Here is a 17,827-nt window from a genome sequence, read left to right as displayed (position 1 = left end):
ATGGTGGAAACATGTGATTTGTTAGCGTTTGGCGCCCATCCGGATGATGTCGAAATCGGCATGGGCGGGACGATCGCCAAATATGTGCGGCGCGGATACCGCGCTGTCATTTGTGATTTAACAAAGGCAGAGCTGTCGTCCAACGGAACCGTTGACGAACGGCAGAAAGAAGCGGCTGAAGCGGCCCACAGGCTCGGTGTATCGGAACGGTTGAATCTCGAGCTGCCTGACCGCGGTCTTTATGTCGAAGAAGAGGCGATTCGCCGTATTGTTGCGGTCGTTCGCCGCTATCGGCCGCGGCTTGTATTCGCCCCGTATTGGGAAGACCGCCATCCAGATCACGGGCAATGCGCCCGCCTTGTCGAGGAGGCGGTCTTTTCCGCCGGCATCCGCCGATATGGAGACGGCGAGCTTGGCGATGCGCACCGCGTCCGCTCGGTGTATTATTATATGATTAATGCCTTTTGCCGTCCGCATTTCCTTGTCGATATTAGCGAAACAGCTCAGGACAAGCTGGCGAGCCTGCGCGCCTATGAAAGCCAGTTTGAAAAACGACCTGGTTCGGTTGACACCCCGCTGACAAACAACTACATTGAGATGATCGAAAGCCGCGAGCGCTGGTTCGGCCAGCAAATCGGTGCGGAGTATGCCGAAGGCTTTTTGGCAAAAACACCTATTCATCTTTTCGACTTATTTGAGGGAGTGCGATGAAGCTGAAAATAGGAATTGTCTGTTATCCGACGGTCGGAGGCTCAGGGGTCGTTGCCACTGAGCTCGGCAAACTGCTTGCCGAAAGAGGACATGAAATTCATTTTATTTCGTCAAGCATGCCGTTTCGGCTGAACAAAGTATACGGAAACATTTACTACCATGAGGTGAGCGTCAACCAATATTCTGTTTTTCAATATCCGCCGTATGACTTGGCGCTAGCGAGCAAAATCGCTGAGGTAGCGAAGCGGGAACAGCTCGATGTGCTTCATGCCCATTACGCCGTTCCACACGCAGTCTGCGCCGTACTGGCGCGGCAAATGGTTGGCGAACTGCCGATCGTCACAACGTTGCACGGCACCGATATCACCGTGTTAGGCTACGACCCGTCGCTTTCCGATATGATCAAGTTCGGCATCGAGCAGTCGGACATCGTCACAGCGGTGTCTAGCGCCCTTGTTCAGCAGACGTACGAACTGCTTGATGTGCGAAAAGAGATCCATACAGTTTACAATTTTGTTGACGAACGCGTCTACCACCGTCGGGAAGCGAGCCATTTGCGACAGGAGTACGGCATCGGTGAAACGGAGAACGTCATCATTCACGTTTCTAATTTCCGGAAAGTAAAGCGCGTGCCTGATGTGGTGCGCGCGTTTGCCATCGTGCGTCAGCATGTGCCGGCCAAGCTCTTGCTTGTCGGCGACGGCCCGGAAATGACTGTCGTCTGCCGTCTCGTCAAAGAACTCGGGCTCAACGACGACGTCCGATTTTTAGGGAAACAGGACAAACTGGAAGAGCTGTATTCGATCAGTGATGTGATGATGCTCTTGTCGGAAAAAGAAAGTTTCGGGCTCGTTTTACTAGAGGCGATGGCGTGTGGCATCCCGTGCATTGGCACGGCGATTGGTGGCATTCCGGAAGTGATTGAAGATGGAAAAAGCGGCTTTTTATGTGCGCTCGGCGATGTCGAAGAAGCGGCTCAAAAAGCGCTCGCACTGCTAACCGACCGCCGTTTGCATAGCGAAATGGCAAAAGAGGCGGTGCGAACGGTCGAGCAAAAGTTCCGTTCGTCCGATATCGTCGGGCAGTATGAGCAGCTGTATGCTTCACTGGCAGCAAGGAAGGTGAGAGGATGAAACCGCCATTCCAACAGGCGCTTGGTATCATCCGACAGCTAAATCGGCATGGCTATGAGGCATATTTTGTCGGCGGCGCGGTGCGCGATCTGTTGCTTGGGCGTCCGATCGGCGATGTCGATATTGCGACGAGCGCCTTGCCGGACGAAGTGATGGCGATTTTCCCAAAAACGATTGATGTCGGCTCGAAACACGGTACAGTCGTCGTCGTGCACGAAGGAACGGCCTACGAAGTAACGACGTTCCGCACCGACGGCGACTATGAAGACCACCGCCGTCCTGAGTCGGTGACGTTCGTTCGTTCTCTTGAGGAAGACTTAAAACGGCGCGATTTTACGATGAATGCCATCGCCATGGACGAGCACGGGACAATCATTGACCCGTTCGGGGGACAAGAGGCGATCGAAAAGCGGCTTATTCGCACTGTCGGAGAAGCGGACGCGCGGTTTCGTGAAGATGCGCTCCGCATGATGCGGGCCGTCCGCTTTGTCAGTCAACTTGGATTTTCACTCGCTATCGACACGAAGAAGGCGATCATCGCCAACGCACCGCTTCTCGCCCATATTTCGGTTGAGCGGATGACGATGGAGATGGAAAAGCTGCTCGCCGGCCCGTTTGCTGCCGAAGCGTTGCCGCTTTTGGCCGAAACAGGGCTATCCACCTATTTGCCGGGGTTGGCTGAAAAAGGCGAGTGGCTGCGACGAGCGGCCGCGTACCGCTGGCCTTGGCTCGCGGCGCGCGAGGAGCGGTGGGCGCTTTTGTGCCACGCCCTTGGCGTCAAGGAGAGCCGTCCGTTTTTGCGCGCATGGAAGCTACCGAATAAAGTGATCGATGAAGCTGGCGCCATTTTGGCGACGCTCGCTGCTGTCCCTGAACCGGCCGCGTGGACGAATGAGCAGCTGTTTTTGGCCGGCCTCAAGCGGGCACTTTCGGTTGAGGTGGTCCGCGCTGCTTTGACCGGAAAGCCGTACGAACCGCAACATGACGAGCTGCGTCGCCGCTTTGCCGCCTTGCCGATCAAAACGAAAGGTGAGCTGGCGGTTAACGGCAAAGTGGTCATTGATTGGATCGGGAAACCAGCCGGTCCGTGGGTGAAAGAGACGCTGGATGCCATATGGCGGGCGGTCGTCAACGGTGAAGTTGAAAACGAGAAGGAGCGGATTTACGCATGGCTCATGGAGCGCAGTCGGACACAAGAAAAAAACTGTTAGAACTATTTGCCGAGGCAAACGGTGAATTTCTGTCCGGACAAAAGATCAGTGAGCAGCTCGGTTGTTCGCGGGCGGCCGTATGGAAACATATCGAGGAGCTGCGCAAAGAAGGGTTTGAACTCGAAGCGGTGCGCCGCCTCGGCTACCGAATCGTGAGCACGCCGGATAAGGTGACGGCAAACGAAATCCAACTCGGATTGAAAACCGAAACGCTTGGCCATCAGATCCATTTTTTTGAGGAAGTCGATTCGACGCAGCGTATCGCGGCGAAGCTGGCATATGAGGGAGCGCCGGAAGGGACGCTTGTCATCGCCGAGGAGCAGAAAGCCGGGCGCGGGCGTTTAGACCGGAAATGGTTTTCCCCACAAGGAACCGGTATTTGGATGAGCCTTATTTTGCGGCCGCCCATTCCCCCGCAGCAGGCGCCGCAGTTGACGTTGCTTGTTGCCGTGGCGGTCAGTCAAGCGATTCAAGAAGTAACCGGGCTTGTCCCGGACATTAAATGGCCAAACGATATTTTGCTTCACGGTAAAAAATGTGTCGGCATTTTAACCGAGCTGCAGGCCGACCCTGACCGCGTCCGTTCGGTCATCATCGGCATCGGCATTAACGTGAACCAGACGAGTGCGCAATTTCCCGAGGATATCTGCGACATCGCCACATCGCTTGCCATCGAAAAAGGGGAGCGCATAAAGCGCGCGCCGCTCATCCAAGAAATTTTACTTCAGCTTGAGCGGTTATATAAGCAATATTTGGAGCATGGCTTCCGTCCAATTAAGCTTCTTTGGGAAGGATACGCGGTTTCGATTGGCAAGCCGGTGACAGCAAGGACATTGGGCAAGGTGATACGCGGCATCGCGCGCGGCATTACCGATGACGGTCTGCTGATCCTCGAGGATGAACAAAACCAACTTCATTATATTCATTCGGCCGATATTCAACTGTAAATTTCCACTGGAAAAATTGTGACAATTTTGTTAAAATACAAGGCGAGGAAAAGGGCAGTATCTTTGTCGAAAAGAACTGCACCGCGCCGGCAAAATGAATGAATAAAGATAATCTGCCTTGATCCTTGCAGAAGGACTGGGACAGAGGGGTGAACGAAACCGACGGTGGTTTATGGCGTCCTTCTTTCTCAAGGCGGGAAAGAAGGACGTTTTGTTTCGGTCGCGTCATCTCCTCTGCAATCAAAGAGGAGGGAACAAAGGTGAAGACGAAAGCCGATTTTTTCCGCATGAAGCAGGCGGACGAGCCGATCGTGATGGTGACCGCCTACGACTTTCCATCGGCGAAGCTTGCTGAACAGGCCGGGGTGGATATGATTTTAGTCGGCGATTCGCTCGGCATGGTCGTGCTCGGTTACGACTCGACGATCCCGGTGACGGTCGATGACATGATCCACCATACGAAGGCGGTCCGCCGTGGTGCGCCGAACACGTTTATCGTCACGGACATGCCGTTTATGTCGTACCACGCCTCCAAGGAAGAGGCGTTGCAAAACGCCCGGCGCATCATGCAACAGTCGGGGGCGAACGCTGTCAAAGTCGAAGGGGCGGATGAAGTCGTTGAGACGATCGCCGCACTGACGAAAGCGGGCGTGCCGGTCGTCGCCCATCTCGGGCTAACGCCGCAATCTGTCGGCGTCCTTGGCGGCTATAAAGTGCAAGGCAAAGATGCGGAAAGCGCAAAAAAGCTGCTCAATGATGCGAAACAGTGCGAACAAGCAGGAGCGATCGCGCTCGTCTTAGAGTGTGTACCGAAGCAGCTTGGGGCGGCTGTAGCCCGAGAGCTTACCATTCCTGTCATCGGCATCGGTGCCGGGGCGGAAGTCGACGGCCAGGTACTGGTTTACCATGACTTGCTTGGCTACGGTGTCAACCGCGTGCCGAAGTTTGTCAAACAATACGCTGCCATTCAAGAGACGATCGTCGAGGCACTGGCCAACTATATCGCTGATGTCAAACTGCGCCAGTTTCCGGAGCCGGCGCACACGTTTACGATGAAGGAAGAAGAATGGGTGGCCTTATACGGAGGAAAACAATCATGATCATCGTTGATCGGATTAGTGAAATGCAGGCGCTGATGCGTCAATACCACCGCGAAGGAAAAACGATCGGGTTCGTCCCGACAATGGGTTATTTGCATGAAGGACATGCCGCCCTCATCGATCGGGCGCGTCAGGAAAATGACATTGTCGTCTTAAGCGTTTTTGTCAATCCGCTTCAATTTGGGCCGAACGAAGATTTTGCCCGCTATCCGCGCGATTTTGAGCGCGATCGGCATATCGCCGAACAGCACGGAGTTGACGTGCTGTTTCATCCGGAGGCAGGCGAGATGTATCCGGGGCCGCTCACGGTGCAAGTCGTCGTGAAAGCACGCACGGATGTGCTCTGTGGACGGTCGCGCCCCGGCCATTTTGACGGCGTGGCAACGGTGCTTACTAAGCTGTTTCATATCGTCATGCCTGACCGCGCTTATTTCGGTCTGAAAGATGCCCAGCAGGTAGCTGTTGTCGACGGCTTGATTCGCGATTTCAATTTCCCGATTGAGCTCGTGCCGGTACCGACGGTTCGCGAGGCCGACGGGCTGGCGAAAAGCTCGCGCAACGTCTATTTATCGCCGCAAGAACGAGAGGAGGCGCCGGCGCTCTATCAGGCGCTGCGCGCGGCAGCGGCAGCCGTCGATGGCGGAGAGCGGAGCGCTGATGCCATTCGTCGTCTTGTGAAAGAGCATATTGAAGCACATACGCACGCTGAAATTGATTATGTCGAAGTGTGTTCGTATCCGGATTTGGCGCCGCTTGAAACGCTTCACGGAACGGTGCTCGTCGCGGTTGCCGTTCGGTTTGCGAGCGCCCGCTTGATCGACAATATCATTCTTGAGCTGCCTAAGGCGCATAGACAAGAGGATTAGGGGGGATCGCCCATGTTTCGTACACTCATGAACGCCAAAATTCATCGTGCCCGTGTAACGGAAGCAAACTTGGATTATGTAGGCAGCATTACAATCGACGAAGATATTTTAGATGCGGTTGGCATGGTGGCTAATGAAAAAGTGCAGATAGTGAACAATAATAACGGGGCCCGCTTTGAAACGTACATCATCCCCGGAGAGCGCGGCAGCGGCGTCTTTTGCCTAAACGGTGCGGCCGCCCGCCTTGTGCAAAAAGGGGATATCATCATCGTCATTTCGTATGCGCTCGTTCCTGAAGAAAAAATCGCTATGCATCGGCCGAAAGTTGCCATTATGGACGAAAACAACCGCATCGCACAGCTCATTGCTGAAGAGCCGGCACATACGATTTTATAATGGGGCAAAAAAGGGGCTTTCCGCCCCTTTTCGTTTTGAGGTGATCATTGATGGCAATGCGCTTTGTTATTATTGACTTAGAAACAACGGGAAACGTACCGAAAAAAGGCGATCGAATCATCCAGCTCGGCATGGCGGTCGTTGAGGACGGCTCGATCGTCAAGCGGTTTGCCAGCTTTTTTAACCCGGAACAACCCATCCCGTTGTTCATTCAACAGCTGACGAACATTGACGAACAGACAGTTGAGGGAGCGCCGCTGTTTGCTGACAAGGCGGACGAGATTACAGCTATGATGGAAGGCGCGTACTTTGTTGCTCATAATGTCGATTTTGATTTGCCGTTTTTGCAAGCCGAACTCGAACGAGCCGGGTGGCCGCCGTTTACCGGTCCGACGATCGATACGGTCGAGCTTGCTCGCATCGTACTGCCGACAGCGGAAAGTTATAAGCTTGGTGACTTGGCCAAACAGCTCGGCCTCCGCCATGATCGTCCGCATCAAGCGGACAGCGATGCGGAAGTGACTGCGAAGCTGTTCATCGCCTTGCTTGAGCGGCTTGGCCGTCTGCCGCTTGTGACACTCGAACAGTTGCGGCGTCTTGCCCACCATTTGAAAAGCGATATTTACTCACTTCTTGATCTTGTCATCACTGAAAAACAGAAAGAAGCGCCGATGGACAATACCATCGCCCTTTACCGCGGCATTGCGCTGAAAAAGCCGGCGTCAAAGCCGGAATCAGGCGATGATGAGAAGCGCCTCGCTTCGGTCTCATTTGCAGCCTTTTATGAACAAGCGCCGTCCCTTCCGCTTCCTGGCTACAAGCGGCGTGAAGGGCAGTGGGAAATGATGCAACTCGTTTATGAGGCGCTGTCTACATCTCAGCATGCGCTTATTGAGGCGGGAACAGGGCTTGGCAAATCGCTTGCTTATTTCATCCCGGCTGCCTTTTTTGCTTGCGAGCGACAAGAACGGGTTGTCATCAGCACACATACGCTCCAACTGCAAGAGCAGCTCATCCGCCGCGATTTGTCGGTGCTGCGGCAAGTCGTGCCGCCCCCGCTTCGCGTCGCCGTCTTGAAAGGGAAGCAAAACTACCTTTCCCTTGACAAATTTGCTTCGTTTTTGCCTGAGCCGTGCGATACATACGATGCGGCGCTCTTGAAATGTCAGATGCTGGTCTGGCTGCTTGAGACAGATAGCGGTGATTTAGATGAATTGAACGTATCATCCGGCGCTCGTCTCTTGTTGTCCGCGCTTGCCATCGGAGAAGAGGAGGACGGCGGACGGCATTATTTTTTCACTCAGGCGAAACGACGTGCCGAACAGGCTGATATTGTCATTACCAATCATGCGTTTTTGCTTCATGACTTGACTGCCTCTACGCCGCTTTTGCCGCCGTTTCGCCATCTCATCATCGATGAGGCGCATCGGCTTGAGGATATCGCTGCTCGTTATTTTGGCGAGCGGATCGACTATGTGTCATTTCGCTTGTTAACTGCCAAAATGGCGCAAACGCTCACGAAATGGCTGGAAGCAGAGCAAGGCGAAGTGAAAGCCGTCCTTGCTCGTTGCCAACGGCATCTTGAAGGGCTGCAATTTGAAGGGGACGAGCTGTTCCGCTTGCTGCGCCGTTATGCGTTAGAGAGAAAGCCGGCGCGGGCGGGGCGTTGCCGCTGCCGTTTTTCACCGGCGGACGAGCATGGGCGCACGTGGCAGGCGGCTGTTGAGCTATGTTGGCGTTTGCGTGATTTGACGGCGGCGCTGCTTGCAGAGGCAAAGCCAATCTTACCTGTTGCTATGACTGACGCTATCACACTGCCGGCCTCGCTGGCCGCCGACCTTGCGGCGCTAAATCAGCAAATGAACGCCCTCGTTCGGCTGCTGACCGAAGCGGAGCCAGGAACGGTCCGCTGGATTGAAGCCGATGAAAAAGGGGCGGCAAACGCTGTCCGGCTTTATTCGCAACCCGTCGATCTTGCTGACTTTTTTGCCGATCAGTTGTTTATGAAAAAACGGAGCGTGATTTTGACGTCAGCCACACTTGCCGTCCGCGGTCGATTCTCTTATATGACGACGCGTCTTGGCTTGGATGATTTTTATCCGATCTGTCACTCGTTTCCGGCGCCATTTCGCTATAAGGAGCAGGTCGCGCTCTTTGTGCCAACGGATATGCCGCTTGTTTCTGCCGTGCCGCTTGAGACATACGCCGAAGCGGCAGCAGCGGCCGTGCTCTCGATCGCCCGGCACGTTGGCCGGCGGGTGCTTGTGTTGTTTCCGTCGTATGAGCTGTTGAAAATGACGGCTGAAGCGCTGAAAACGGAAGAAGCGGACGAGCCGTTCGTTTTGATTGCTCAAGGAATGCAAAGTGGCAGCCCGGCCAAGCTCTTGCGAACATTTTTGCAATTTGATCATGCCGTGCTGTTTGGGACGAGTGGCTTTTGGGAAGGGATTGATTTACCGGGTTCGGCACTCGATGCACTCATTATCGCCCGATTGCCATTTGCGCCTCCGGATGATCCGGTGATGGAGGCAAAAAGTGAACAGATTCGCGCCGCCGGCGGTGATCCGTTTTACGAGTTGTCGCTTCCCGAGGCGGTGCTCCGCTTTAAGCAAGGATTCGGCCGCCTCATCCGCACCGAGCAGGACAAAGGCGCCGTGTTTGTTCTCGATCGTCGGCTGACCACCGCTTCATACGGCGCTGATTTTCTCGCTTCTCTGCCGCCGCTGTCGGTATATGATGGAACGCTTTCCGAGCTGCTTGACAAAGCGGATGCATGGCTTTCATGAGACAAGCGGGATGAACAGTCGGTTCGTTTTCAGGGAGAGGGACGGCTGTACAAGACGTTCATAAAGAGAAATGAAACGGTGCAATCTAAAGATTAAAGATGGCAGCTGGCAAAAAAATACCCCGCGTACAGCGGGGGGAGAAAAGAAGCAAATTTGCGTTGGAGGTGTAGGCGGGCAAATTTGTTATGAAATGGTCAGGCAAACCTGCTATAATAGGGAAGAAGCACAACTGCGATGGCAGCTTGCAGCCTCGCCGTTTACCTTCGCCGGCTCGGCCGCAGAGGCGTGAAGAAGCGCAACTGTGATCATAACCTTACTGTATTTGTATTGTTGCCGGAGCCGCCGGCGTGTATAAGTAACAAAATTTGCGCCGTACAGGAGGAAACAACGAAAATGGAAAGCAAAATTGAAGTGCTCGCCACCGTCAAAATCCAGCATTCCGATGATTTGTACAAAATTGTTGACTGCTTGAATCGGACGCTGAAGCGCGACAATTTGATGTTTGGGCTTGCTTTGGATGAAAACGATAAACGCCAAGCGGTCTTTACGATTTATCGGACGTGATCGCCATGAAAAAGTGGGGATGGCTTGCTCTAATTTTTTTGGGTATCCTCATTTGGCAGGCATGGTCGATTTACGGTGAGGCGATGGTGCCAAAACGGTCAATGGTGGAAAAAGCGTTTGCGCGGGCGAAGGAAGCGGTTGGGCTTGTCGACGTGAAGAAAGTCTATACATATTATGGCGATGAAGCATGCACCGTATTCATCGGCCGGACGAAACAAGAGGAGACAGACGTCGTTGTTTGGGTGCCGGAAAAAAAGGGGGATATCGTCGTCAAGAAAGCAAATAGCGGCATTAGCGAAGCGGAAGCACGCGCCATTTTACAACGCGACCGACATCCGCAACGCGTGATTGACGTGACGCTTGGCATGGAAAAGGGCGTACCTCTTTGGGAGTTGACATATATCGATGCAGAAGGAAGGTATTCGTTTTATTACCTCCATTTTGCCGATGGTTCATTCTTAAAGAGGTACAGTTTTCAACGTTGAGCATATGAGGGGGAAGAAACGATGAAATTGGCAAAACGGGTGGCGTCGCTGACGCCATCGGCGACTTTGGCCATTACGGCGAAAGCAAAAGAACTAAAAGCGGCCGGGCATGACGTGATTGGTCTCGGAGCTGGCGAACCGGATTTCAACACGCCACAGCACATTCTTGATGCCGCCATCAAGGCAATGAACGAAGGACATACGAAATATACACCATCGGGCGGTTTGCCGGCGTTAAAGGAGGAAATTATAAAAAAATTCGCCCGCGACCAAGGCTTGGATTATGAGCCGGCTGAAGTGATTGTATGCGTCGGAGCGAAGCACGCCCTTTACACGCTGTTCCAAGTATTGCTCGATGAAGGCGACGAAGTGATCATTCCGACGCCATACTGGGTGAGCTATCCGGAACAAGTGAAACTGGCGGGCGGTGTTCCGGTTTACGTCGAAGGGCTTGAACAAAATCATTTTAAAATTACGCCGGAGCAGCTGAAACAGGCAATCACGCCGCGGACGAAAGCGGTTATCATCAACTCGCCGAGCAACCCGACTGGCATGATTTATACAGCCGAAGAGTTGAAGGCGCTTGGTGAGGTGTGCCTAGCGCATGGTGTATTGATCGTGTCAGATGAAATTTATGAAAAATTGACTTACGGCGGGGCGAAGCATGTGTCCATCGCTGAGTTGTCGCCGGAGCTGAAGGCGCAGACAGTCATCATTAACGGCGTGTCAAAGTCGCATTCGATGACGGGCTGGCGCATTGGTTATGCGGCGGGGCCGAAAGATATTATTAAGGCAATGACAGATTTGGCGAGCCACAGCACGTCCAACCCGACGTCAATCGCCCAATACGCGGCCATCGCTGCTTACAGCGGGCCGCAGGAGCCGGTCGAACAAATGCGCCAAGCGTTTGAACAACGGCTCAATATCATTTACGACAAGCTCGTGCAAATTCCAGGATTCACGTGCGTTAAGCCACAAGGGGCGTTTTATTTGTTCCCGAACGCCCGCGAAGCGGCTGCAATGGCCGGCTGCCGCACGGTCGACGAGTTCGTCGCTGCCTTGTTGGAGGAAGCGAAAGTCGCGCTTGTGCCCGGCTCTGGGTTTGGAGCGCCGGATAACGTTCGCTTGTCATACGCGACATCGCTCGATGCACTGGAAACCGCCGTGGAACGCATCCACCGGTTTATGGAAGCGCGCGCTTAACAAGCGGCGGCTTTGCCCAAAGCAAAGCCGCTTTTTCCGCGCCCGCTGCAGCGGCGGTGATTTCGCGAAAATCAGCCGGATGCATGATTTTTTAGCGGTTGCCCCGCACTGTTTTCTACGGTTGTGCCGAGCCGGCCAGAGGCGAAAGGTTTCCTTGGCCGTTGCCGTCGTTTCGCCAGAACGATATAATAGCGAATGAGATGGACGTGTCGATTATTGGAGGGAATGTGTACGTGAAAACGACGATTGCTGAAGTGAACCAATATGTAGGTCAAGAAGTCACGATCGGCGCTTGGTTGGCGAACAAGCGCTCGAGCGGAAAAATCGCCTTTTTACAGCTGCGTGATGGGACTGGCTTTATTCAAGGTGTAGTTGAAAAAGCGAACGTCTCAGAAGAGGTATTTCAACGTGCGAAAACGCTGACGCAAGAAACGTCGCTCTATGTGACCGGCACGGTGCGCGTCGACGAGCGTTCACCGTTCGGTTATGAGCTTTCGGTGACGAACATACAGGTCATCAATGAAGCGGTCGATTATCCGATTACGCCAAAAGAACACGGTGTCGAGTTTTTAATGGATCATCGTCACCTTTGGCTTCGTTCGCGGCGCCAACATGCGATCATGAAAATCCGCAACGAATTGATCCGTGCGACGTATGAGTTTTTTAACGAACGTGGCTTCGTCAAAGTCGATGCGCCGATTTTGACTGGCAGCGCACCGGAAGGAACGACCGAGCTGTTCCATACGAAGTATTTTGACGAGGATGCCTATTTATCGCAAAGCGGCCAGCTATATATGGAAGCAGCAGCCATGGCGCTCGGTAAAGTGTTTTCGTTCGGTCCGACATTCCGTGCCGAAAAGTCGAAAACGCGCCGCCATTTGATCGAATTTTGGATGATCGAGCCTGAAATGGCGTTTTACGAATTTGAAGACAATTTGCGGCTGCAAGAAGAGTATGTCTCTTATCTCGTACAGTCGGTGCTTAGCCGTTGCCAACTTGAGCTCGGGCGCCTTGGACGCGACGTCACCAAGCTTGAGCTTGTCAAGCCGCCGTTTCCGCGTCTAACGTATGACGAAGCGATCAAGCTGCTGCATGACAAAGGGTTTACCGATATCGAATGGGGCGATGACTTCGGTGCGCCGCATGAGACAGCCATCGCTGAAAGCTTCGACAAGCCGGTGTTTATCACTCACTACCCGACGTCGTTAAAGCCGTTTTATATGCAGCCAGATCCGAACCGTCCGGACGTCGTGCTATGTGCTGATTTAATCGCGCCGGAGGGATACGGGGAGATTATCGGCGGTTCCGAGCGCATTCATGATTATGAGCTGCTCAAGCAGCGTCTCGAGGAGCATCATTTGCCGCTTGAAGCATATGAATGGTATTTAGATTTGCGCAAATACGGTTCCGTGCCGCACTCCGGATTCGGGCTCGGCCTCGAGCGAACGGTTGCTTGGATTTGCGGCGTTGAGCATGTACGCGAGACGATCCCGTTTCCGCGGTTGCTCAACCGTCTATACCCGTAAAAAAACCCCCTGCAAAAAGGGGGTTTTTTCGCTAGTGTCATGTTATACTATAGTTGAGGTGCATCGGCATGGAAAAGAAAAAGGTGGCCGAATGGCTGGCGCAAGGAAGCGTCGTCGTTCCGAAACTGTTGCTGGACCATTATAAGCAGCTTGGCTTGAGCGAAGGGGAGCTCGTTTTGCTTTTGCATATGCAATCGTTTTTGGAAGAAGGCATCGTCTTCCCGACACCGGCTGAGCTGGCTGAAAAAATGACTGTTTCGGCGGCAGAATGTATGGAGATGGTGCGTCGGCTTTTGCAAAAAGGAATGGTCGGCATTGAGGAGCATACGGACGAACGTGGCGTTCGCGGCGAAAAATATACATTGGAACCGCTCTGGGAACAGTTGGTACATCATTTGTACGCACAGACCGTCAAAGACGGGCAAATCGGTCAGCAAAAAGAAGAAGAAAGCTTGTATACGATATTTGAGCAGGAGTTTGGCCGCCCGCTTTCCCCATTTGAGTGCGAAACACTCTCGATGTGGATCGACCAGGACGGTCATGAGCCGGCCATCATTAAGGCAGCACTGCGCGAGGCGGTGCTATCAGGGAAATTGAATTTCCGCTACATTGACCGCATTTTGTTCGAGTGGAAAAAGAATGGAATCCGGACGATCGAACAGGCGCACGATTACGGCAAAAAATTCCGCAAGCCGAAATCGTCCGCCCGCCCGGTGAAACAAGCGACAGGGGAATTTAAGCAGACGATTCCGTTTTTTAACTGGCTTGACTCATAAACGAGAGGCATTGTCTCTCGTTTTTGTTTGGCCAACATGGACAGATGGACCGAAGATGGCGAAAGGAGAAGGAAACCGGTGTTGACAAAGCAGCAAATTCGCTACTGTTTGGATGAGATGGCCAACATGTTTCCTGATGCGCATTGCGAGCTTGTGCACCGCAATCCGTTTGAACTGTTGATCGCGGTCGTCTTATCGGCGCAATGCACCGATGCCCTCGTCAATAAAGTGACGAAGCGGCTATTTGAAAAATACAAGACACCGCATGACTACATTGCGGTGCCGCTTGAAGAGTTGGAACAAGACATCCGTTCAATTGGCTTATACCGGAACAAAGCGAAAAACATTCAAAAACTGTGCGCGATGTTAATTGAGGAGTACAACGGTGAAGTGCCGCGCGACCGCGACGAATTGATGAAACTGCCCGGCGTCGGGCGGAAGACAGCGAACGTTGTCGCATCCGTCGCGTTTGGCGTACCGGCCATTGCCGTTGATACGCACGTCGAGCGCGTCAGCAAACGGCTCGGTTTTTGCCGCTGGAATGACTCAGTTCTCGAAGTCGAACAAACGTTGATGAGAAAAATTCCGAAAGAGGAATGGTCGATCACTCACCATCGGATGATTTTTTTTGGCCGTTACCATTGCAAGGCACAAGCGCCGCAATGCCCGGTATGCCCGCTTCTGCACTTATGCCGTGAAGGAAAAAAACGGATGCGAAAGAAGGAGAATGAACGTGCGCGTGCCGACTAAGTTCGCCCATCCGCTCTTTTTCCCGGACGGCCAAATGCGTGATACGCTTCCTAATGAACCGTTTCCGCGCCTGCTTAAACACGTGCCGTTTTATTACGATATCGTCCACATTCCTCCACTGCCGTGGGAGGAAATCGAACGTTCACTGCCGGCGCTCGTTGCCCTTTGGCGAGAAGAAAAAGAGGAACTCGAACTCTGTTTCGCCCGCCGCGACCGACGCGCCGCCCGCAGCCCGATCGTGCGTGGATTGTCGTATTTGCTGTCGGCGCTCTGCTGGCTGAATGGCCAGCCAGCAACCAATGTAGTCCGTTGGGAGGAGATGGTGGCGGCACTGCCGTATAAACCTGCCAACGCCGTTGAGCGGCTGCAGTTTATTTTCGACCGTCCGGATTTATACCCAGCGTTTGTTCAGCTTCACGAGCTGTTTGTTGAGACAGAGAAGCTCGCTGGCAAACAAATCGCCATGAAAAAACGGATGACCCCATAAATGGGTCATCCGTTTTTTATTTGGCAACTTAGTTGAGTTATTGACGGTTTTCACCGTTCGCGCCAGAGACGTTCGTATTCGGCAGCGTTGTTGGTGTCGTCAGTGCAGAGGCACTACTATTGTCCTGGCTATTGCCCTAGTTGTTGTCCTTGCTGCTGCCCTTGCTGTTGTCCTTGCCGTTGTCCAGGTTGTTGTCCAGGTTGTTGTCCAGGTTGTTGTCCAGGTTGTTGTCCAGGTTGTTGTCCAGGTTGTTGTCCAGGTTGTTGTCCAGGTTGTTGTCCAGGTTGTTGTCCAGGTTGTTGTCCAGGTTGTTGCCCAGGCTGTTGTCCAGGTTGTTGCCCAGGCTGTTGTCCAGGTTGTTGCCCAGGCTGTTGCCCTTGGCCGTTGTTTCCATTGTTGTTATTTCCGCTGTTGCCATCTTGCCCGTTATGTCCATCATTCCGGCCATCATCACCATTTTCCTCATCATCCGGCGTTGTCGGGCCTTCACCTTGCTCACCGCCAGGGATGCGGACGTTCGTGATGGCTGGTTTGCTCATCCGCTCGCCATCTTTCGCATAGACGGCAATCGTATACGAAGCGCCTGGCGTTGGGTTCGCGATCGTCATCTTCAGGTCTTTCGTTGTCACAGTTTCCGTATGGCCTTGGTCGTCTTTGATGCGCACTTCAAAGAGCGTATTGTCGGTTTGTTTATCGTACGACCAAGTGACAGAAATCGCATTGGTAGCTTGGTCATACGAAGCGGTTAAGCCTTTCACCGATGGCAGTTCTTTTGGTTCGTCTTTCGCTACTTCTGTCGGTTGGGAGCCTCGCACGAACAGTTCATACGTAATCTCGCTTGCCGGCGTATGTTTACTTGCTAGTTTCGGTGGATTCGTGCCTTTTTTAATCGGCACTTTCACCACGCTGTCCGGCTGTTCGAATTTCCCACTGCCGTCGTCGATGTGAGAGATGAGCGCTTTAAAGAGCGAACGCGAAATTCTTTGTTCCGCCTTGCTGAGATTTGCGGTGCTGCTTCGTTTGCTGAAACCGGTCCAAACAGCGGCGGTATAGTTTGGTGTATAGCCGACAAACCAACTGTCCGGCACAGCGCTCTCCGGTAAATTAAACTTGGCGCCGGACGGGCCATAGTTTGTCGTCCCCGTTTTGCCGGCCACCTCAACCCCCGGAACGTTGGCGCTTTGCCCTGTACCAGAACGGACGACCGATTTGAGCATATCTGTGATCATGTAAGCGGTGTAGTCCTGCATAACCCGTTTCGGCTTCGGTTTTAAATCCATTTCCGTGCCGTCCGGGAAGACGATTTTTGTCACCGCGTACGGTTTGGTATACAAACCGTTGTTGCCGAAGGCACTGTAGGCACCGGCCATTTGCAGCGGCGACACATAGCGTGCGACACCGCCGATCGAGTACGCTTCCTCTACCTTATCAAAGCCCATGCCAAGCCGATTGGCAAATTCTTGCGCCCGCTCTTTGCCGACCGCTTGGAACGCTTTTAACGCCGGGATGTTACGCGACCAAGTAAGCGCATAGCGCATCGTCACCGGTCCTTTGTATGTCCGATCGGCGTTGCGGATCGGTGTGCCGTCTGAATACGTGTACGGTTCATCAACGATAATGTGTGCAGTTGACCATTTTAAATATTCAATGGCCGGTCCGTAGTCTAAAATCGGTTTAATCGCCGAACCGGGCTGGCCGACCGGCTGAATGGCGTAGTTAAAGCCGAACTGGACATGATCGCGGTTTCGCCCGCCGCCTAAAGCGCGAATGGCGCCTGTTTTCGTATCGACGAGGGCGATAGCCGATTGTAAGTCTTTTTTATTGGTGAAGTACTGCTCTGAGTTTAATAGTTTTTCGACATGCGACTGCGCTTCTTGATCAAGCGTGGTGTAAATTTTCAGTCCGTCTTCAAAGACGTTAACGTTCGCTTTGTCAGTCACTTCTTTGATCACTTCGTCAATGAAGGCATCATACGGCACGGAGCTTTGCGGTTTTTTCCGTTCGGTAAGCATCGATTGGATCGGCACTTGTTTCGCCTTTTCCGCCTCTTCTTGGCTGATGAAGCCGTGTTTCGCCATGAGCGACAAAACAGTATCGCGCCGTTTTTTCGCCGCCTCCGGATGGTCATATGGATTGTACCGGTTCGGGCTTTGCGGCATACCGGCTAAGAGCGCCGCTTCCACAAGCGTCAACTCTTTTAAGTTTGTCTTGCCAAAGTAATATTCTGCCGCCCGGGCAACGCCGTAAATGCCGTCTGAATAATAAATTTTGTTCAAGTACATTTCTAAAATTTCTTGCTTTGAATATTTTTGCTCAAGCTGCAGAGCGAGCCACGCCTCTTGCGCCTTTCGCTCCAACGTTTTTTTCGGCGACAGGAACGACAATTTCACTACTTGTTGGGTGATTGTACTGCCGCCTTCTGCCCCGAATCCTTCTTGAAAATTGGCGACGACGGCGCCGACTAAGCGGACAACATCGATGCCGTGATGGTCATAAAAGCGAGCATCTTCGGTTGCCAACACGGCATTTTCAAGCACTTTCGGCACGTCTTTATACGAAATGTACGTTCGTTTGTGGCCGCCAAGTTCGGCGAATTTTTTTCCGTTCATATCGTATACGGTTGAAGAGAGCGGGTCTTTGATTTTCGTCTCATCAAGCGGGGGAGCGTCCTTGACGAAATAGGCGAACGCCGCCACGCCGCTTGCCGCTCCGATAAAAATCACAAGCAATATGGCAATGGCGATCGTTTTCAACCACGATAGTCCTTTTTTCTTTTTCGCCTTCTTTTGTTTCGCTTGTTTCGCCTGTTTCTCTGCCTGCTTTCGTTCCACACGAGAACGATATTCACCAGACATAAGCAAATCCTGCCTTTCTTACAAGTTTTCA

16 protein-coding genes are annotated in these 17,827 nt (G+C 53.0%); 15 read left to right on the top strand and 1 reads right to left on the bottom strand.

The window, feature by feature from the left end; genetic code table 11:
- The 15 genes from bshB1 to IC804_RS02785 all read left to right on the top strand — a co-directional run bounded on the left by bshB1 (window position 1) and on the right by IC804_RS02785 (window position 14,941).
- Entirely contained in the window at window positions 1-711 is a 711-nt protein-coding gene (gene bshB1 / locus IC804_RS02855) for a bacillithiol biosynthesis deacetylase BshB1 (protein ID WP_029760967.1), read from the top strand.
- Window positions 708-1,844, top strand: a complete 1,137-nt coding sequence (bshA, locus tag IC804_RS02850) for an N-acetyl-alpha-D-glucosaminyl L-malate synthase BshA (RefSeq protein WP_008879590.1) — start codon at window positions 708-710, stop codon at window positions 1,842-1,844. Before bshB1 ends, bshA begins: the two co-directional genes overlap by 4 nt.
- On the top strand, window positions 1,841-3,055 hold the full coding sequence (locus tag IC804_RS02845) for a CCA tRNA nucleotidyltransferase (RefSeq protein WP_008879589.1): 1,215 nt from the start codon (window positions 1,841-1,843) through the stop codon (window positions 3,053-3,055). Before bshA ends, IC804_RS02845 begins: the two co-directional genes overlap by 4 nt.
- A complete protein-coding gene (locus IC804_RS02840; RefSeq protein WP_008879588.1) occupies window positions 3,013-4,002 on the top strand; it encodes a bifunctional biotin--[acetyl-CoA-carboxylase] synthetase/biotin operon repressor in 990 nt (329 codons plus the stop codon). The genes IC804_RS02845 and IC804_RS02840 overlap by 43 nt, the downstream gene beginning before the upstream one ends.
- A 260-nt stretch (window positions 4,003-4,262) precedes the next feature.
- A complete protein-coding gene (gene panB, locus IC804_RS02835) occupies window positions 4,263-5,102 on the top strand; it encodes a 3-methyl-2-oxobutanoate hydroxymethyltransferase (protein ID WP_029760965.1) in 840 nt (279 codons plus the stop codon).
- Window positions 5,099-5,968: a pantoate--beta-alanine ligase gene (gene panC / locus IC804_RS02830; RefSeq protein WP_008879586.1), complete on the top strand. Its 870-nt coding sequence runs from the start codon at window positions 5,099-5,101 to the stop codon at window positions 5,966-5,968. The genes panB and panC overlap by 4 nt, the downstream gene beginning before the upstream one ends.
- A 12-nt stretch (window positions 5,969-5,980) precedes the next feature.
- The gene (gene panD, locus IC804_RS02825) at window positions 5,981-6,364 is read left to right on the top strand and encodes an aspartate 1-decarboxylase (RefSeq protein ID WP_008879585.1); all 384 of its coding nucleotides are present in this window, start codon (window positions 5,981-5,983) and stop codon (window positions 6,362-6,364) included.
- Window positions 6,365-6,414: 50 nt separating this feature from the next.
- Window positions 6,415-9,150: an ATP-dependent DNA helicase DinG gene (gene dinG, locus IC804_RS02820; protein WP_081157164.1), complete on the top strand. Its 2,736-nt coding sequence runs from the start codon at window positions 6,415-6,417 to the stop codon at window positions 9,148-9,150.
- A gap of 393 nt (window positions 9,151-9,543) precedes the next feature.
- Window positions 9,544-9,714, top strand: a complete 171-nt coding sequence (locus tag IC804_RS02815) for a YpmA family protein (protein WP_008879583.1) — start codon at window positions 9,544-9,546, stop codon at window positions 9,712-9,714.
- 5 nt (window positions 9,715-9,719) lie between these two features.
- On the top strand, window positions 9,720-10,199 hold the full coding sequence (locus IC804_RS02810) for a cell wall elongation regulator TseB-like domain-containing protein (RefSeq protein ID WP_008879582.1): 480 nt from the start codon (window positions 9,720-9,722) through the stop codon (window positions 10,197-10,199).
- Between the two features lie 21 nt (window positions 10,200-10,220).
- Window positions 10,221-11,402: a pyridoxal phosphate-dependent aminotransferase gene (locus IC804_RS02805; protein WP_008879581.1), complete on the top strand. Its 1,182-nt coding sequence runs from the start codon at window positions 10,221-10,223 to the stop codon at window positions 11,400-11,402.
- A 233-nt stretch (window positions 11,403-11,635) separates the two neighbouring features.
- Window positions 11,636-12,928 carry an asparagine--tRNA ligase gene (gene asnS, locus IC804_RS02800; RefSeq protein WP_008879580.1) on the top strand — a complete coding sequence of 431 codons (1,293 nt, stop codon included), beginning with the start codon at window positions 11,636-11,638 and terminating at the stop codon, window positions 12,926-12,928.
- Window positions 12,929-12,996: 68 nt separating this feature from the next.
- Window positions 12,997-13,704 carry a DnaD domain-containing protein gene (locus IC804_RS02795; protein ID WP_008879579.1) on the top strand — a complete coding sequence of 236 codons (708 nt, stop codon included), beginning with the start codon at window positions 12,997-12,999 and terminating at the stop codon, window positions 13,702-13,704.
- Window positions 13,705-13,782: 78 nt separating this feature from the next.
- Window positions 13,783-14,454, top strand: coding sequence for an endonuclease III (nth, locus tag IC804_RS02790; protein WP_008879578.1), 672 nt, complete (start codon window positions 13,783-13,785; stop codon window positions 14,452-14,454).
- Entirely contained in the window at window positions 14,432-14,941 is a 510-nt protein-coding gene (locus IC804_RS02785) for a YpoC family protein (protein ID WP_011887679.1), read from the top strand. Before nth ends, IC804_RS02785 begins: the two co-directional genes overlap by 23 nt.
- Before the next feature lie 128 nt (window positions 14,942-15,069).
- On the opposite strand, the gene IC804_RS02780 is transcribed toward IC804_RS02785, so the two are convergent.
- Window positions 15,070-17,796, bottom strand: a complete 2,727-nt coding sequence (locus IC804_RS02780; RefSeq protein ID WP_190300664.1) for a transglycosylase domain-containing protein — start codon at window positions 17,794-17,796, stop codon at window positions 15,070-15,072.
- Between the last annotated feature and the right edge of the window lie 31 nt (window positions 17,797-17,827).

The organism is Geobacillus sp. 47C-IIb, assembly GCF_014679705.1.
GTDB classification, from domain to species: Bacteria; Bacillota; Bacilli; order Bacillales; family Anoxybacillaceae; genus Geobacillus; species Geobacillus thermodenitrificans.
Note: the sequence above shows the minus strand (reverse complement) of the source record. Positions and strands in the feature narration are given on the sequence as shown.

Excerpts from the sequence above, each read along its gene's own strand:
- bshB1 (WP_029760967.1), top strand. The coding sequence starts at position 1 with ATGGTGGAAACATGTGATTTGTTAGCGTTTGGCGCCCATCCGGATGAT.
- bshA (WP_008879590.1), top strand. The coding sequence starts at position 708 with ATGAAGCTGAAAATAGGAATTGTCTGTTATCCGACGGTCGGAGGCTCA.
- IC804_RS02845 (WP_008879589.1), top strand. The coding sequence starts at position 1,841 with ATGAAACCGCCATTCCAACAGGCGCTTGGTATCATCCGACAGCTAAAT.
- IC804_RS02840 (WP_008879588.1), top strand. The coding sequence starts at position 3,013 with ATGGCTCATGGAGCGCAGTCGGACACAAGAAAAAAACTGTTAGAACTA.
- panC (WP_008879586.1), top strand. The coding sequence starts at position 5,099 with ATGATCATCGTTGATCGGATTAGTGAAATGCAGGCGCTGATGCGTCAA.
- panD (WP_008879585.1), top strand. The coding sequence starts at position 5,981 with ATGTTTCGTACACTCATGAACGCCAAAATTCATCGTGCCCGTGTAACG.
- dinG (WP_081157164.1), top strand. The coding sequence starts at position 6,415 with ATGGCAATGCGCTTTGTTATTATTGACTTAGAAACAACGGGAAACGTA.
- IC804_RS02815 (WP_008879583.1), top strand. The coding sequence starts at position 9,544 with ATGGAAAGCAAAATTGAAGTGCTCGCCACCGTCAAAATCCAGCATTCC.
- IC804_RS02810 (WP_008879582.1), top strand. The coding sequence starts at position 9,720 with ATGAAAAAGTGGGGATGGCTTGCTCTAATTTTTTTGGGTATCCTCATT.
- IC804_RS02805 (WP_008879581.1), top strand. The coding sequence starts at position 10,221 with ATGAAATTGGCAAAACGGGTGGCGTCGCTGACGCCATCGGCGACTTTG.
- IC804_RS02795 (WP_008879579.1), top strand. The coding sequence starts at position 12,997 with ATGGAAAAGAAAAAGGTGGCCGAATGGCTGGCGCAAGGAAGCGTCGTC.
- IC804_RS02785 (WP_011887679.1), top strand. The coding sequence starts at position 14,432 with ATGAACGTGCGCGTGCCGACTAAGTTCGCCCATCCGCTCTTTTTCCCG.
- IC804_RS02780 (WP_190300664.1), bottom strand. The coding sequence starts at position 17,796 with ATGTCTGGTGAATATCGTTCTCGTGTGGAACGAAAGCAGGCAGAGAAA.